Source organism: Pontibacter sp. HJ8, assembly GCF_054824225.1.
Genome location: NZ_JSYF01000060.1, coordinates 14,783 through 31,738, shown reverse-complemented (window position 1 = coordinate 31,738; position 16,956 = coordinate 14,783). Strand labels below are relative to the sequence as shown.

Annotated in this window: 13 protein-coding genes and 1 tRNA gene; 9 read left to right on the top strand and 5 right to left on the bottom strand. The window is 48.9% G+C overall.

What is annotated here, in order from left to right; all coding sequences use genetic code 11:
- Positions 1-127: 127 nt before the first annotated feature.
- The 5 genes from OB13_RS03645 to OB13_RS03625 all read left to right on the top strand — a co-directional run bounded on the left by OB13_RS03645 (position 128) and on the right by OB13_RS03625 (position 9,836).
- The gene (locus OB13_RS03645) at positions 128-1,129 is read left to right on the top strand and encodes a FecR family protein (RefSeq protein ID WP_461488788.1); all 1,002 of its coding nucleotides are present in this window, start codon (positions 128-130) and stop codon (positions 1,127-1,129) included.
- A gap of 41 nt (positions 1,130-1,170) precedes the next feature.
- Positions 1,171-4,719 (top strand): SusC/RagA family TonB-linked outer membrane protein, encoded by a 3,549-nt coding sequence (locus OB13_RS03640; RefSeq protein WP_461488787.1) that lies wholly within the window; start codon positions 1,171-1,173, stop codon positions 4,717-4,719.
- Between the two features lie 105 nt (positions 4,720-4,824).
- A complete protein-coding gene (locus OB13_RS03635) occupies positions 4,825-6,231 on the top strand; it encodes a SusD/RagB family nutrient-binding outer membrane lipoprotein (RefSeq protein ID WP_461488786.1) in 1,407 nt (468 codons plus the stop codon).
- Between the two features lie 449 nt (positions 6,232-6,680).
- Positions 6,681-8,126: an amidohydrolase gene (locus OB13_RS03630; protein WP_461488785.1), complete on the top strand. Its 1,446-nt coding sequence runs from the start codon at positions 6,681-6,683 to the stop codon at positions 8,124-8,126.
- A gap of 63 nt (positions 8,127-8,189) precedes the next feature.
- Positions 8,190-9,836, top strand: a complete 1,647-nt coding sequence (locus tag OB13_RS03625; RefSeq protein WP_461488784.1) for a gamma-glutamyltransferase family protein — start codon at positions 8,190-8,192, stop codon at positions 9,834-9,836.
- Between the two features lie 691 nt (positions 9,837-10,527).
- On the opposite strand, the gene OB13_RS03620 is transcribed toward OB13_RS03625, so the two are convergent.
- The 4 genes from OB13_RS03620 to pheS form a co-directional block, all read right to left on the bottom strand.
- A tRNA-Asn gene (locus tag OB13_RS03620) sits at positions 10,528-10,601 on the bottom strand.
- 135 nt (positions 10,602-10,736) lie between these two features.
- Positions 10,737-11,189, bottom strand: coding sequence for a hypothetical protein (locus OB13_RS03615; protein WP_461488783.1), 453 nt, complete (start codon positions 11,187-11,189; stop codon positions 10,737-10,739).
- Entirely contained in the window at positions 11,149-12,006 is an 858-nt protein-coding gene (locus OB13_RS03610) for a 3-hydroxyacyl-CoA dehydrogenase family protein (protein ID WP_461488782.1), read from the bottom strand. Before OB13_RS03610 ends, OB13_RS03615 begins: the two co-directional genes overlap by 41 nt.
- 136 nt (positions 12,007-12,142) lie before the next feature.
- Complete coding sequence (pheS, locus tag OB13_RS03605; protein ID WP_461488781.1) at positions 12,143-13,171, bottom strand: phenylalanine--tRNA ligase subunit alpha; 1,029 nt, start codon at positions 13,169-13,171, stop codon at positions 12,143-12,145.
- Positions 13,172-13,428: 257 nt separating this feature from the next.
- On the opposite strand from pheS, the gene OB13_RS03600 reads away from it, so the two are divergent.
- From OB13_RS03600 to OB13_RS03590, 3 genes are read left to right on the top strand one after another with little or no spacing between them, the layout of a single operon-like run.
- Positions 13,429-14,274: a LiaF transmembrane domain-containing protein gene (locus OB13_RS03600; RefSeq protein WP_461488780.1), complete on the top strand. Its 846-nt coding sequence runs from the start codon at positions 13,429-13,431 to the stop codon at positions 14,272-14,274.
- Between the two features lie 8 nt (positions 14,275-14,282).
- Positions 14,283-15,311, top strand: coding sequence for a sensor histidine kinase (locus OB13_RS03595; protein ID WP_461488779.1), 1,029 nt, complete (start codon positions 14,283-14,285; stop codon positions 15,309-15,311).
- A complete protein-coding gene (locus tag OB13_RS03590) occupies positions 15,308-16,051 on the top strand; it encodes a LytR/AlgR family response regulator transcription factor (RefSeq protein ID WP_461488778.1) in 744 nt (247 codons plus the stop codon). Before OB13_RS03595 ends, OB13_RS03590 begins: the two co-directional genes overlap by 4 nt.
- A gap of 78 nt (positions 16,052-16,129) precedes the next feature.
- Here the strand turns inward: OB13_RS03590 and OB13_RS03585 are convergent, their stop codons facing one another.
- Positions 16,130-16,294 carry a hypothetical protein gene (locus OB13_RS03585; protein ID WP_461488777.1) on the bottom strand — a complete coding sequence of 55 codons (165 nt, stop codon included), beginning with the start codon at positions 16,292-16,294 and terminating at the stop codon, positions 16,130-16,132.
- Positions 16,295-16,318: 24 nt separating this feature from the next.
- On the opposite strand from OB13_RS03585, the gene OB13_RS03580 reads away from it, so the two are divergent.
- Complete coding sequence (locus OB13_RS03580) at positions 16,319-16,951, top strand: TetR/AcrR family transcriptional regulator (RefSeq protein WP_461488776.1); 633 nt, start codon at positions 16,319-16,321, stop codon at positions 16,949-16,951.
- Positions 16,952-16,956 lie beyond the last annotated feature (5 nt).

The window sequence follows — 16,956 nt, the reverse complement described above, 5'->3', positions numbered from 1 at the left end:
GTGGAAAAGAATAAAAAAATTTATAAAACAAAGAGTACAAAATGACTTTTAGCTCCTTTTCTATAAAAGAAGCGTCAGAAGCATTTGCATCACTGAACAACTTCTAACCAAAAACAACAAGCACACCATGCAATTCAAAGACTTTTCATTAGATGAACTTGCTGCTGATGAAACATTTCAGGACTGGGTATTAAGCCACAGACCTGACGACTCCTATTGGTACAGATGGGTATCGGCAAGTGACGATAATAAAGAGAAAGCACAACTTGCGGAGGATGTAATCATGTCGCTGCGCTTTTCTGAAGAAAGAATTACAGATGATCAGGTAGTGGATGCTTACGAGCAGTTACTTGACAGACAACAGCACCTGCGCTCCCATTCAAAAAGCATGTCAAGTTACAGTTGGAGTGGTTGGCAACAGATAGCCGCTGCTGTGGCATTTCTGTTGGTTGCCTGTGCAGGCTTATACCTCCTTGTGAAGAAGCCGGGCATGACCGTGTATGCGACAAAGGCAGGAGAAAATAAAACGCTGGTGTTACCTGACGGAACGGAAGTGCTCCTCAATGCAAATTCTTCTCTTTCTCTTGCACCGGAATGGGCAAAGCAGCCCAACAGAGAAGTATGGCTCACAGGCGAAGCATTCTTTTCAGTGCGGAAGAACGGTAAGAAATTTAAAGTGCATACCGATGATCTGGAAGTAGAAGTCTTGGGTACAAAGTTCAACGTTTTAACTCTCAAGGAGAAAACCACGGTTGTGCTACACTCCGGTAAAGTAAGGCTGCACTTGGATGATGAGCTGCCTGAGGTTATGATGAAGCCCGGTGATCTGGTTGAGTACAACGAAAAAGAAAAGAAGGTACAGGCCAAAACTGTTGATACGGACCTCTATACTTCCTGGCGCGATGGCAAGCTTAACCTAAAGAGCACACCAGCATCTGAAGTAGCAGCTTTTATAGAAGATAGGTATGACCTGCAAATAACCTTTGCAGACAGTGCGCTTGCCGATCATAAACTAAACGGCACTTTGCAGGCTAACAATGAGGTGTTGCTTCTTCAGGTTCTTGCAAAGTCTCTTGATGCCCACTATTCAAGAGAGAACGATCGCATTACCATTTACCAAACAAAATAAGAAGCCTATAAACCAGTCTCTTCACCTTATATAGCTACCCTATGACAAAACGAATACACGAGTTCTACAAGCTTTGCTTTATTGCTTTTGCCTTTACCAGCTGGCAACTGGCAGATGCCCAGAACATAGCTTCTTTAACAAGCTTTCCGCTCAATACTTACTCCAGTGCAAAGAGCAGCACTTCTCTTGAGAAAGCCTTGTCAAATATTCAGCTGCAGAAGAATGTTTCTATCATTTATAGAGCAGACTTGGTGGAAGGGAAAACAGTTTCTCAGGTTACGCCCTCTTTTAGCACGATAGAAGAAGAGTTAAAGCATATTCTACAGCCGTATGACCTCACTTTTGAGAAGGTAAAGGAAGAGATATTCGTCCTGAAAGAATCTGATACAAAAGCGACGGATCTGCCTTTAGCTGCGCAGCTGAAGATTGCCAATAGTGTTCCTTCCAGATGGATAGAACTCCAGGGACAGGATAATCTAGTTGTGAAAGGAAAAGTAACCTCCAATACAGGGGAGGAGCTTCCGGGCGTAAGTATCGGTATTAAGGGCTCCACTTCCGGAACAGTTACAAACGTAACCGGTGACTACGAGATTTCGGCTCCCAAAAACGGTGTGCTGGTTTTCTCTTTTATAGGCATGACCAGCCAGGAAGTGCAGATTAACGGTAGAAGTGTAGTCAATGTACAGCTGCAGGCTGCATCAAAAGCGCTTTCTGAGATCGTAGTAACGGCGGTTGGTATAGAAGCAAATAAGCGGGAACTCGGGTATTCCATTCAAAATGTGGATGCCGAGCAGATCTCTAAATCAAAAGAGACCAATATGGTTAGTGCCCTCAGTGGCAAAGCAGCCGGTGTTGTTGTAACCGCGTCATCCGGTTCTCCGGGGGCTTCTGCTAACATCAGTATAAGAGGAAACAAGTCTATTACAGGAAGCAACAAGCCTCTGTTTGTGATTGATAGTGTGCCGATAGATAACTCCTCATCCGGAAATGGTACTGCAGGGGTTGATAACTCGAACAGGGCGATTGATATAAACCCGAATGATGTGGCGTCGCTTTCTGTTCTTAAAGGGCCTGCTGCTACCGCTTTATATGGTATACGTGCCGCCAACGGTGCAATCATCATTACAACAAAGCGTGGGGCAAAGGGAAAGCCTCAGGTAACTTTCAACACCTCTTATTCTTTTGACAAGGTGAACAAACTGCCGGAATTGCAGCGCGAATATGCGCAAGGTACCATCAGTGGGGGCAAGTTTGTTTACAGAGGGCCAGACGCATCTTCGCTAACTCCAAACAGCTGGGGGCCAAAACTCTCTGAGCTGGAATTTGATGGAGCTACCGATTATCCTTATGATAAGAATGGCAGGTTAGTAGCCAAAGGAACGGGCAATGGTATACCTGCGCAAGCATACGATCAATTTGATGCCTTTTTTGTAACTGGCCACGCATGGGATAATAACTTATCCATATCGGGTGGCACAGATAAAACCACGTACTATTTCTCTGCCGGCAGATTGCACCAGACAGGCGTAGTGCCAACTTCCGATTTTTCCAGAAACTCGTTCAAATCTACCGTTAACTTCGATCTTACTGACAAGTTCTCTGTGGGGAGCGCTGTAACTTTCATTAACTCAGGCGGAAATCGCATCCAAAGAGGCTCTAACGTTTCTGGGGTAATGGCCGGTTTAATGAGAAATGCCACCACGTTTGATATAGGCAACGGCCTTAAGGGCCATGATGCGAAAGAGGAAGCATCTACTTATACCTTGCCAAACGGTACGCAGCGTCGCTACGTGGCTTCGTATGACAATCCATTCTGGTCGATCAACAAAGTGCCTTACAAAGACGATGTCAACAGGATCATCGGAAACATGAATTTCGAGTTCAGGATGAACGATTGGTTGAAGATGAAGTACAAGATCGGTGTTGATAATTTCAATGATCAGCGAAATTCTGCCTGGGACATCACTTCCGCATCAAACGTGAAGGGCGCTGTTTACCAGGCTATGATCACGTCGACCGACATAAACTCCGACTTCTTACTTTTAGCTTCCAAAGACATAACACCTGACCTGCATGTAGACGCCACGATCGGTCATAACTTTTTCAATACAGAGAATACGTTACAGTCCAGCAGAGGCGATGATCTCGGTGTTGCTGGTTTTTATGAAATAAGTAATGCATCCGTTGTTTCCAGTAGCAAGTATCTTAGCCGGAGAAGGTTATTTGGGGCATTTGGCGATTTCAGATTCACTTACAAAAACTACCTGTTCTTAAACTTAACGGGCAGAAATGACTGGTCATCAACCCTGCCGGAAGCGAACAACTCCTTCTTTTACCCAACTGCCAGTGTGGGAATTGATTTGACAGAGGCTTTATCTGTTGCTAACAATCCATGGCTTTCTTATGCGAAGTTAAGGGCTTCTTACGGACAGGTTGGTAACGATGCTCCGATTTACTCAACGAGTACTTACTATACCAGAACAAACCTGGACGGAGATGATATGCTCACTAATTCGACATTTCCGCTTTATGGGTTAAGCGGATTCCAAAAGGAAAATGCACTGAGTAATAATAACTTAAAGGCAGAACGTACTACAACCTTTGAATTTGGTGGTGATTTCAAATTGCTTAACGACAGACTTGGCTTAGATGCGACCTATTATGTTGCCAATACAGAAGACCAGATTGTTCAGGCTAGCATATCAGCAACTTCAGGTTATATAGAACAATTAATCAATGCCGGGAGAATAGAAAACAGGGGGATTGAGCTCGTATTAAGCGGCACTCCTATTTCAACATCCGCTATCACCTGGGAGGCATCTATTAACTTTACGAAATCTAAAAATACAGTAAAGGAGCTTCCTGAAGGCATTTCACAGATATCACTTCAGTCGTTCTCAGCTCTTTCTTCCTTGGTGATGACCGGGCAGCCTTACGGTGTGCTGAGCGGGACCAGATATCAGAGAAATGAGGAAGGCCAGGTAATAATAGGCAACGATGGATGGCCCTTGATAGCAGCTACGCAAGGTCCTATTGGTGATCCTAATCCGGACTGGCTTGCAGGTGTAAACAACAGCCTTAGCTATAAGAACCTAAGCCTTTCATTCCTGTGGGATATACGCCAGGGCGGCGACATCTGGAATGCCACCAAAGCTTATAACAGTTACCTGGGCACATCAAAAGAATCCGGAGATCTAAGAACCGTTACGGGGTATGTGTTTGAAGGCGTCAATGAAGAAGGACAAGTGAACACCATACCTGTTGATTTTGCTAACCCGGCCAACGGTTTATCGGATGTTTACTGGCGCAGAGGGGGTACGTTTGGTGTTTCTGAAAATTACATAGAAGATGGCTCCTGGGTTAGATTGAGAGAACTGACACTTTCTTATGTGGTGCCGGCCAAAATTTTCAAGAATGCATTTAACAGGGCCAGCATATCAGTATATGGGCGTAATCTGCTTCTGTTTACAGATTACTCTGGTGTTGATCCGGAGACTAACCTTACCGGTGACAGCAATGCCAGTGGATGGGATTACTACAACCTCCCTAACACAAAGAGCTATGGCGCTTCATTGAATGTAACATTCTAAAATTTATTAGCTGTTAGGATAGAAGCAAAAAGTAAGGATAGCCCTGCTTACACTTTGTATTTTGAGGAACTCCCTCTCCAACCGTAACTAAATATGCTTTCAACCATGAAAAAATATTATATAATCTTATCGTTTATGCTGTTTTTCTGCACAGTAACTTCCTGTGAGTTTGGTGATTACAATGTGAACCCCAATAAACCTGAAACTGTAAATCTGAACCAGATACTACCCGGAACAGAAGCTCAGTCGGCAACCAATCTGATGTCTTTAGGGGCACGTGTAACAGGGGTTGTTGTACAGCATTTTAAGGGAATAAATGCTCAGCCCGAAGGGTATACCAACTATGTGATTGATGAGCGTACGCTTGACCCTTACTGGCAGACCGGCTTGTACGCCGGTGCCATGAAAGACAGTTACGACCTCATTCAAAGGGGTACAGAGCTGAATCAACCGCACTATGTTGGCATTGGCAAAATTTTGATGGCTTTCAATTTAGGAATTGCAACTTCTATCTGGGGAGATGTGCCGTATTCTGAGGCTTTTAATGGTGAAACCAATTTAAAGGCTGCGTATGATTCGCAGGAGAGTGTGTATGCTTCCATCCAACTATTGCTGGACGAAGCAATAGTAGCGCTTAGCCAGCCGGCAGGCACAACTGCCCCCGCTGCAGATGATCTCATCTTCAAAGGCTCTGCTTCCAAATGGATCGCAACAGCTCGTTCCTTAAAAGCCAGGTATTACATGCACTTGACCCGAAGAGACCCTGAAGCATCCGCTAAAGCGCTTAACCAGCTTGCACAAGGTGGCATTACCTCTGTTGGCACACAACCTAACTTTACCTTTTCCAGCTCAGATAACGGAGCAAATCCTATTGCCATATTTGGTCAGGAACGTGGTGGGCAAATAGTGCTTGGTGAGCAGCTGGTGGAGTTGCTGGTAGGAAACAATGACCCCCGCCTTAACAAGTATACCAGACGAGTCGGGGAGAATTACATTGTCTACGAAGCAAATAATATTAACCTCGTATGGGCACAGAAGAACTCAACTGTACCGCTGATATCTTATGCTGAAGTTAAGTTTATTGAAGCAGAAGCTTTTTTGCGCAACTCAAACGAAGGCAAAGCAAAGGAGGCACTTTATAACGCAATAGAAGCTAACATGAAGCAATTGGGTATAGCTTCTGCGGACTATGCATCTTATTTGCAATCTTTTGGCAACCTTGATGGATTGACGTCTTTTGAAGAAAAGTTGCAACGCATCATCGATCAGAAATACATTGCGCTTTATGGGCAGGGTATATTGGAAGCCTGGGTTGATTACCGCCGTACAGGCTATCCCGAGCTGGTGCCTCCAAGCAGTGCTGAGCGCAGCTTTAACCCATCAGTTGTTGTGCCACGCCGGTTCCTGTACCCAATCAGCGAGAGAAACACAAACAAGGATAATCTGGAAGCTGCCATTCAGCGCCAGGGCGGACAGTTGATGGATGTGGATTTTTGGGCATTCAAGCCGTAGGTCTTGCCACTAAAAGCTTGTGCCTCCTGCTTGCCTCCTGATTTTAGCAGGTATGGCACACAGCTTTTATTAGAGTTTCATCCTCCGGCGTTTCTGGTATCATTCTAAGGGTATCAGGAAACGGAAGGGGAAATTCTCAGGCATCTGAACGATGTACACGCTCAGGCAGGCCGGTCGCTGGGTATGATAAAAAGCAATGCCGTCGCACTGCCGGGCAGCACGGCGTTTGAGCGCAAGGGAGGAGCAATACGTCTAAGATAGAGCGTGCCGTTGCCAGCTTAACCTGACAGCGCCAGATGTGGACCAAAAAGGGGAAAATGCTGCAGGCCGCCTGCCAGCACTCCTGCTCCAAGACGGCCGGCAAGGGGAACACAAGTACGTTGCAGGCAACTACCGCTACAAAGTGCTTCCGCTGATGTAATTAACTACCATTTCTCAAATTACCTGACATGAAAATAAAAGCTACTTTATCAAGCATTGCTTTGTGCTGCCTATACAGCATAACTTTTGCCCAAAACAATCCAGAGAAAGAGCAGATTTTAAAAACACTGACAAAACAAGAATCCACTTATGCTGATGTAGCAAAGAAGTTATGGACGTATGCTGAGCCGGGCTATCTGGAGCATAAAAGTACAGCACTGCTTCAGCAGCAGCTCAAGAAAGCAGGTTTTAAGATAACAGCTGGTGTGGCCGGCATGCCTACTGCCTTTACGGCAAGCTATGGAAGCGGAGAGCCTGTAATTGCCATACTGGCTGAATATGATGCTTTGCCTGGCTTATCTCAGATTGCAGCACCAGAGAAAAAGGCTGCAGTTCCGAATGGAGCCGGACATGGCTGTGGGCATAACCTGTTTGGAGCAGGTTCTGTGGCTGCAGCTGTTGCTGTGAAAGACTGGCTGAAAGATTCTGGCAAAAAGGGGACAATCCGGGTCTATGGCACCCCTGCCGAAGAAGGTGGCTCAGGCAAAGTATACATGGTAAGAGCTGGCTTGTTCAAAGATGTGGATGCTGTCTTACACTGGCACCCTGGGAATAAGAACGAGGCCAGTGCCACATCTTCACTTGCGAATATCTCGGCAAAATTCAGGTTTAATGGGGTTTCATCTCACGCAGCGATAGCGCCTGAAAGAGGACGCTCAGCTCTGGATGGTGTAGAGGCAATGAACTACATGATGAACATGATGCGGGAGCATGTGCCCTCCGACACCCGCATTCACTATGTGATTACCAAAGGTGGAGAAGCACCCAATGTGGTTCCGGCTTCTGCCGAAGTATATTATTATGTTCGCCATCCGGATAGAGATGTGGTAAAAATGGTTTGGGAAAGAATGTTGAAAGCTTCTAATGGTGCTGCCTCAGGCACTGGCACAGAAGTGGAGCATGAGATAACCGGCGGAGTTTACAACGTTCTCCCTAACGTGACCATTGCAAAGTTAATGGACCAGAATCTCCGAACAGTGGGTGGTTTTAATTACACAGCACAGGAAAAAGAGTTTGCTTCTAAGATCCAGGAAACTTTTACGGGTAATGCAATTCCTGCATTGGAAACAACCGCAGAGATAGCTCCCTTTAAAGTGGTACAAAAAGGAAGCGGAGGTTCTACTGATGTTGGAGATGTAAGCTGGGCAGTACCAACTGCGGGTGTATATACCGCCACCTTTGTTCCAGGATCAGCCGGGCACAGCTGGCAGAATGTGGCAGCTGCAGGTGGCAGCATCGGTACAAAAGGGATGATGGTGGCCGCTAAAGCAATAGCATTAACTGCTTACGATCTTTTTGAAAACCCTGCTGTGCTGGTTGATGCAAAAAAGGAGCTTCATGAAAGCAGAGGGGCCAACTTCAAATACGAGGCCCTGCTAGGTGATAGAGCCCCGGCGTTGGATTACCGCAAATAAGTCCCCTTTTCTAAAGATGCGGGCAAACAGATTTATAGATTGTTAATAGATGAAGAAGATTTTATGAAGAAGATACTTGTATCGTTGGTATGGCTCCTAGTAGTAACGGGTTGCCAGGTAGAGAAACAGAGTATATCCAAAAAAGAAGACTTTACCCAAACGGCAACGTCAGACAAAGGGATTGTAACTGCAGCTCAGCCCCTGGCCATGAAAGCCGGGGTAGAGATGCTTGAAAAAGGTGGCAATGCTGTAGATGCTGCTGTTGCAACTGCCTTTGCTCTAGCGGTAGTAGAACCAAGCATGAGCGGTATAGGGGGGAGGCTTCAGGCCATAGTTCACCTGCCCAATGGTCAAATTCGCGGCATAGATGCTACAACCCAGGCACCTGTTACCTATAATGCTAAAACAGCTCCCAAAGGAGCGTATGGCTATGCTACGATCGGTATTCCAGGTACGGTGGCAGGTTTAACAAAACTATTGGAAGAATACGGTTCGTTAACGCTTGAAGAAGTAACAGCCCCTGCTATACGCTATGCTGAGAAAGGCTTCCTGCTATTACCTAAAGAAGCAGCGCGCCATGCTACTGAAAAAAACCTGCTGAAGAAGTTTACCGGTAGTAAGCAATATTTCCTGAAAGGCGACACGGCCACCTACCGGGCCGGTGAACTTATTATTCAGACTGACCTGGCTCAGACATTAAAGGCCATTGCCAAAGGAGGAAAAGACGCTTTTTACAAAGGAGCGATTGCAGAAAAGATGATCGCCGATATCAGGGCAAACGGTGGTGTCCTGACGCTGGATGACCTGGCGAATTATGAGGTAAAGGAAGCAGAAATACTTCAAAGTAACTACAGAGGATACGATGTGCATGCGCTTTCGATGCCATCTTACGGTGCCATCACTTTAGAGATGCTGAACATCTTGGAGAACCTGCCTCTTGGCAAGTCCACTGATGAAAACTGGGCCAGCTATCTCTATCAAGCCATGGAGTTAAGTTACCAGGATAGGAAAAAGCAGACGCAGGATTCTATCCCGGTTCTTATCTCAAAGCCTTATGCCAGGCAACAACTATCTAAAATTACTCAAACGACAGAAGGGTCATCCTATTATAGGCCCCGCCAGCAAGAGACGTTGCCTGAAAGTTGGAGTGCTAGCATGGGCCACACGACACACCTCTCTACAGCTGATAAGAATGGCATGATGGTGGCTCTCACGCAGTCCTTGGGACCAAATATGGGATCCAGGGTAGCGACGCCCGGGTTAGGGTTCCTGTACGCGGTTACGCTAGGGGGTTATCTTGGTGCATTTGAGCCGGGGCAACGTGCCTCGTCCCATATATCTCCGGTAATCATTCGAAAAGACGGCCAGCCATTTATGGCACTGGGAGCAGCCGGCGGATCACGTATCCCTACTGCCGTTGTATCCGTGATTAGCAGGGTGATTGATCAAGGTATGTCCCTTGAAAATGCATTGGCTGCACCTCGGGTACACCCTGATATGGATACTGTTATCATGGAAATGCATACAGGTATAGCATGGAAGAGAAGTGTGATAGAAAATATGCAAAAGCGTGGATTTTTGGTAAAAGAAGATGCGGAAGAAGCTAAATTCGGCCGTGTTCACGCGATTATCTTTGACCCTAAAAAGAAGTTATTTACGGGTGGAGCAGATCCTGACTGGGAAGGTGCAGTAGGTGCTCCGGTAAAATAATTTGTACAAGGAAATACCTCTGGTCAGGGTTTGCTGAATGGCTATTTGCACTCCTAAACCAAAGGAAGCACTTTTAAAGAGCTTTTTCGAGGGGTGGGTATTCCTCATTCGGTGAGAGCAACCGACACCTAAGCAGTAGGTACCTGGTTTGATTCCAGGTGGGCCCGCTTTAAGACAAAATTAGGCAGTTGAAGAACTGGGTTTACAGCTTGTTAACCCAGTTCTTCATTTTATTTGTGAAGGTTGAGAAGGTATGCTACAGGAAAGTAGATGGATTTGATCCTGTGATGTTACTACTGTTGAAGCAGTAGCGTATGGGTGACTCAGTCGGGTTGTCCCATACGCTACTGCTATTTTTGTCTGTAGTGTAGTTTTTTAGAACAGGTCTTTGTTTTCTGTTTGGTAACCTGTTTCATGTTCTGATTAGCCTTATGAGTTTGATCCGGCACCAAGAAAAAAATAAGGAGCTGCTTTTCTGAGGTCATCGCCACGTGTTTCGAGAGTTTCTATACCTGAAGGACAGACTTGCTTTGATATAGCAGGAAGAGAGGCTAGTAGTATGCCTGTGTGAAAGTGATCCTGGTCTTAGCGGCGGCTGGATGTGAAGCCTTTAACAGATATCTGTGTGCAAATCTTGTGCAAATAAAAAAAGCCACTTAACAGTTTTACCTGTAAGTGGCTTTTTTTCAAGCTCTCCCTCCTGGGCTCGAACCAGGGACCCTCTGATTAACAGTCAGATGCTCTAACCGACTGAGCTAAGGAAGAGTGTTTCGGTTACTTCGCAGGCGGTGTGCCGTTGAATTGTGATGCAATATTACAGCAGTTTTCCAGATTATGCAAGTGCTACCCCAAAAAAATCTTCAGGACAAATGTAAAATTCTGTAAATCAATCTAAAAAAATTAATTCGTGATGTACAGCAGAGAACCAGCCAGCGAGGTTTTGTATTGCCTAAGTCCATAAACAGCCGGGCCAGTCATGACATTGCCCTGGAAGTTGAACTGGGAGCCGCAGCAGGTATCGATGATAAACAGGTTGGACTGGTCTACAGCGACACGGCCACACGGTTGGTCAGCGGTAGGATCATACGGGCAGGCGCGCTCAAAGGCAAGGTATAGGTTGGCATTCTGGCGCACGACGATGATGCCCTTATACCCGGTCTCCAGGTAGGCGTAGCCACCGTCCTGGCGCAGCATCGGATACTGCAGGCTGGTCACGTTGATCTGCTCGCTTACCGGCACATTGGGTATACCCGGGCTGTTGTTGCTGTCTTTGCAGGAGAACATCAGCAGGAACGCCAGCAGGACAAAAAGCCTATTCGTAGGTATAGAAACCTTTGCCAGACTTGCGGCCATGGTGGCCGGCATCCACTTTTTGTTGCTGTATGCGGCTCGGTCTGAATTTTGGGTCATAATGAAAAGCCTCAAACATAGAGGAGGTTACGGAATAGTTTGTATCAACGCCAATCAGGTCCATGAGTTCGAATGGCCCCATTTTAAAACCGGTAGCCTGCATCAGGTTGTCGATCGCCTTGGCTTCCGCCACGCCTTCTTCCAGCAGCTTGAGCCCCTCCACATAAAAGTGACGGGCAACGCGGTTCACAATGAAGCCCGGCGAGTCCTGGGCCATTACCGGTGTTTTGTCCAGCTTCAGGGCCAGTTGCCGGATGCTGGCCGCTACTTCCGGGGAGGTAGCAGCACCTGAAATCACTTCGACCAGCTTCATGATGTGCGCCGGGTTGAAGAAGTGCATGCCCACCACGCGTTCCGGGTGCGGTATACCGGCCGCAATGCGGGTAATGGGTATGGAAGAGGTGTTGGAGGCAAAGATCGTATCGGGTGTGTTGATGGCATCCAGCTCTTTGAAGATGCTTTGCTTCACTTCCAGGCGCTCGACCACCGCTTCTATCACAACGTCGCAATGCAGTTGCAGCGTATCTCCCGTAAAAAGGAGGTTCCCGAGCGTTGCCTGTTTGTCAGCTTCCGTGAGCTTCTCCCGCTCAATGCCTTTGTCCAGGTTTTTGATGGTAGTGGTTTCTGCTTTCTTGAGCACCTGCGCATTGATGTCAAACAAAATGGTTTTATAACCGGCCTGTGCACAGATCTGCGCAATGCCCTGTCCCATGGTGCCTGCACCTACCACGCCGATGGTCCTGATCGCCTCGAATTTCATATTCTTGATTGTTAATTGTGGTTGTTAATTGTTATAAGCTGGAAGGTCAAATTGCTGCATTGTTTAATTGTTGGCTTCGCTCATAGCAAATGCATTGGTGCAGCAACACTTTTCAACAATTTAGCCATTTAACAATTTACAACACCCCCTTAAACTGGCGCAGGAAGCGTACGTCATTTTCTGTGAACAGGCGCAGGTCGCGTATCTGGTAGCGCAGCATGGTGATGCGTTCGATGCCCATACCGAAAGCGAAACCAGAATATACCTTGGAGTCAATGCCGCAGTTTTCCAGCACGTTCGGGTCTACCATACCTGATCCGCCGATCTCTACCCAACCGGACTGCTTGCAGATGTTGCAGCCTTCGCCTTTGCAGATCAGGCACGAAATATCGATCTCGGCGCTGGGCTCCGTGAACGGGAAGAACGACGGACGGAAACGCACTTTGGTATCCTGCCCGAACATCTCCTTTGCAAAATAGTAGACCGTTTCCTTCAGGTCTTTGAAGCTCACCCCTTCGTTCACATACAAGCCTTCTACCTGCTGGAACACCATGTGGGCACGGGCCGAAATGGCTTCGTTCCGGTAGACGCGGCCGGGCATGATGCTGCGTAGCGGCGGCTTTTGGTTCTGCATCAGGCGCACCTGCACGTTGGAGGTATGGGTGCGGAGTAACTTGTCGCGGTCTTCGCTCAAAAAGAACGTGTCCTGCATTTCGCGGGCCGGGTGGTTTTCCGGGAAGTTGAGGGCAGAGAAGTTATGCCAGTCGTCTTCGATTTCCGGACCATCGGCCACATTGAAGCCAATGCGTTCAAAAATACGCACGATCTCGGCGCGCACCAGCGAGAGCGGATGACGCGTACCCAGTGTATTGGGAACAGGAGGCAGGGTGAAGTCAAAAGCTGCTTCCGTATCAGAACCGGCTGCGGCATTGCTCAGCTGCTCCTGCGCCTCGTCAAAACGCGCCTGTGCCTGGTTCTTCAACTGGTTCAGTTCCTGGCCTACCTGGCGGCGCTGCTCCGGTGCCACCTGCTTCAGGTCATCAAAAAGCGAAGCAATGACGCCTTTGCGGCCTATGTACGCGATGCGGAATTGCTCCAGTTCGGCAGCATTGGCTAACCGGGCGGCCTCTATCTCTTGTGCTACTCTCTGTATTTTCTCAACCATAGTATGCAAATATAATAATTTGCGGACTTCTATCGTCAAACTGACCTGATTTGCCGCGCAGGATACGGCAAAACAAGCAATGGAAAATGGGAGCCCCGCTATACCTTGCCCTTCGGCGAATAAAAGCTAAGTTTGGTTTACCGACGCCATACCTTCGTTTACCGACTTCTGTCCCAAGTCAGCCTAATTGCCATTGTGGTGACGGGCAGGTTGTTATACTTTTGGTACAGACATTCAAACTAAATCAGAATATAGACATGAAAAACCGAGGTTATAACTCCCCCAGAAAACAATCGGGCAAGGTGGCCGGTGGCCTGGTGCTGGTGGTGATCGGCGTGCTGCTGCTGGCTGCCAAGACGGGCGTTTTCTTCTTTCCGCACTGGGTATTTACCTGGCAGATGTTTTTGATAGTGCTGGGGCTTTTCCTGGGCTTCAAGCACTCCTTCCAGAAGCCAGGCTGGCTGGTCCTGGTGGTCATAGGCAGCGTCTTTCTGCTGGATGATCACTTCTTTTTCGACTTCAGCCTGCGGCGCTTTTTCTGGCCCATCCTCATCATTGGGCTTGGCCTCTGGCTGATGCTGCGCCCCCGGAAGCGCCATCCCTGGGATAACCAGGTGGGAGCAGGGCCGGCACCAGCCGTAGACGAAACAACCGGCTACTACACCGATCCCAACACCGGTGCCTACGCGGGAGGGTATACCGATTATACCGGAACCTATACCTCCGAAGCGCATGCAGCCAGTCCGGAGCCAGCTGCTTACGTGGAAGACTACGTGGAAAGCACAGCCATCTTCGGTGGCATCAAGAAGAATATCATCACCAAAAACTTCAAAGGGGGCGAGGTGGTGAGCGTGTTTGGAGGTACGGAGCTGAACCTGATGCAGGCCGACATGCAGCACCCGGTGGTGCTGGAGGCAACGCAGATATTCGGGGGCACCACCCTGATCGTGCCACCACACTGGCAGATAAAATCCGAAATGGTGGCCATTCTGGGCGGTATAGACGATAAGCGCCCGGCGCTGCCGCATGGCTACGATCCCAACAAAGTGCTGATACTGAAAGGGACAACGCTGTTTGGCGGATTGAACATCAAGAGCTATTAACCCGAGCCATGACCTCTCAGCTGCGCGTCATACTGATATTCCTGGGATGGGCCCTGCTGTGGTCGCTGGTGCAGGGGCTGGTGCTCTGGCCGGCGGGCTTCAGCACAACGATCACCGGCACCGACGCCTTGCTCTCCAACCTGCTGCTGGCGGCGGGGGGCTATGCGATGGGAAATGGCCTGCGGTATTACCAGCCGAGTGTGCGGCAGGGCGCTTTTTTGCTGGGCTGGAGCCTTGGGCTGGCAGGTATAAGTACCGCCCTGTTCTACTGGCTCACCGGGAAGCTGTTTGCAGGTGAGGCGGCCTACCTGGCTTTGGTAGACAATACCCTCGCGGTGCGGATGGCTTTTGGCTGGCTGATGATCCTGCTGATGCTGCTGTTGAGCTGGCTATGGTTTTATACCCGGGAGCTGCAGGAGACTGAGAACCGGAAGGCAGCTACTGAGAAGATGGCGCGGGAGGCAGAGCTTTTTAACCTGCGCCAGCAGTTGCAACCACATTTCCTCTTCAACAGCCTCAACTCCATCAGTGCGCTGGTCGTGAGCCGGCCGGAGCAGGCGCGTACCATGGTGCAGCAGCTCTCCGACTTCCTGCGCGGCACCCTGCGGCAGGACAACAACCAGCAGGTGCCTCTGGCAGAGGAACTCCGGCAACTGCAGCTATACCTGGACATTGAGAAAGTGCGTTTCGGCCACCGGCTGCAGGTAGCCGTCGATGCCCAGGAAGAAAGCCTTTCCATGCACCTGCCAGCCCTGCTGCTGCAGCCGGTTGTGGAGAATGCCATCAAGTTCGGGCTCTACGATACCGTGGGAGAGACCACCATCCGGGTATGCGCCGCCGTGGCAGACGGCCACCTGGTGATCACGGCTCAAAACCCGTATGACCCGGCCACCCAGCAACCCCGCAAAGGCACCGGCTTCGGGCTTGACTCCATCCGCCGGCGGCTATACCTGCTCTATGCCCGCCAGGACCTGCTGCGTACCAGCCAGCAGGACCATACCTTCACCACAACGATTAAAATCCCGCAAAAACTATGAAAAAATGCCTCATAATAGATGATGAACCCCTGGCCCGGAGTATAGTGGCGGAGTACCTGCAGGGGCACCCGGAGCTGGAAGTCGTGCAGGAGTGCGGCGACGGCTTCGAAGGCCTGAAAGCCATCCTGCAGCACCAACCCGACCTCATCTTTCTCGACATCCAGATGCCCAAAATCAACGGCTTCGAGATGCTGGAGCTGGTGGAACAGGCACCTGGCGTCATCTTCACCACGGCCTTTGACGAATATGCGATCAAGGCTTTCGAAACCAACGCCGTGGACTACCTGCTGAAGCCCTTCAGCAAAGAGCGTTTCGATGCGGCCATCAAAAAGTGGCTGCAGACGCGGGCAGCAGCTCCGGCCACACCTGCGCCGCTTTCTTTGAACGAGCTGGCAGGCAAGCAACCCGAAGAGCAGCTCCGTATCGTGGTCCGGGCTGGCAATAACATCCGCATCATCCCGGTAAGCGAGGTGCTATACCTGGAAGCGTATGATGATTATGTGAAAATACATACCCGCGAAGGAGTGTTCCTGAAGAAGAAAACGATGAGCTTCTATGAGAAGGCGCTGGATCCGGAGCAGTTCGTACGGGTGCACCGGTCTTACATGCTCGCCCTTTCGCAGCTCACCCGGATCGAACCCTTCGAAAAAGACAGCCACATGGCCCTGCTCAAAAGCGGGGAGCGTATTCCGCTGAGTAAGAGTGGGTATAGCCGGCTTCGGGTCGTGCTGGGAATCTAGGTATAGCTTTCAGGTATAGCACCTATACCTGATTGAGTTGCTTATTTCCAGTTAAGCCATAAAATACGGGAGTCTGAATCAGAAACCCGGCCGTTGGTCTAAAACTGCTTTCCCGGTTCGATCAAATCCGCCACCTTTGCACTGATAGCCAGCAATATATCCTTTCGCTATACATTTAGAGGCGGTTGCTAAAGATCCAGGTAAATTAGCCATGGAAACTTTGGTAATTAAAAACGTTTCCATAGTTTTATTGTTAAAGCCTTTGGAATGGAAACCACAGTCAGAACAGACATAAAAGAAAAAATCGTAGCAGAAGCATTTGAGCTCTTCTGCCGGAACGGCGTGAAAAGCGTCTCGATGGATGATATCGCCCAGCATCTGTCTATGTCCAAGAAAACCATCTACAAATGGTTCAGCAACAAAGACGAAGTGGTGTACTCGGCTGTGAGTGGCTACCTAAAGTCCATCGAATGCGACTGCGAAGGCATCCTGTGCAGTTCGGGCAACGCCATCGAGGAACTCTTCAACATCATGGGCACGACCCGTAAGATTTTCTCCAGCATACATCCTTCGATATTCCATGACCTGCAGAAGTACCATGCCGGTGCCTGGAAGCTATGGCAGGACCACAAAAACCACTACATATTCGGCAAAGTCAAGCAAAACCTGGAGCGGGGCATAGCCGAGGGGCTTTTCCGGGAGGACCTGGATGTAGAAGTGATCGCGCGGCTCCGACTGGTGCAGATCGAGCTGCCCTTCAACCAGCACCTGTTCCCGAGGCACCAGTTTGAGCTGATACGAGTGCAAATGGCCACGCTGGAGCACTACATGCTGGGTATAGCCACCCTCAAAGGGCACAAGCTGATCAACGAGTACAAGCAAGTTACCGAAGAAGAATAATCTAC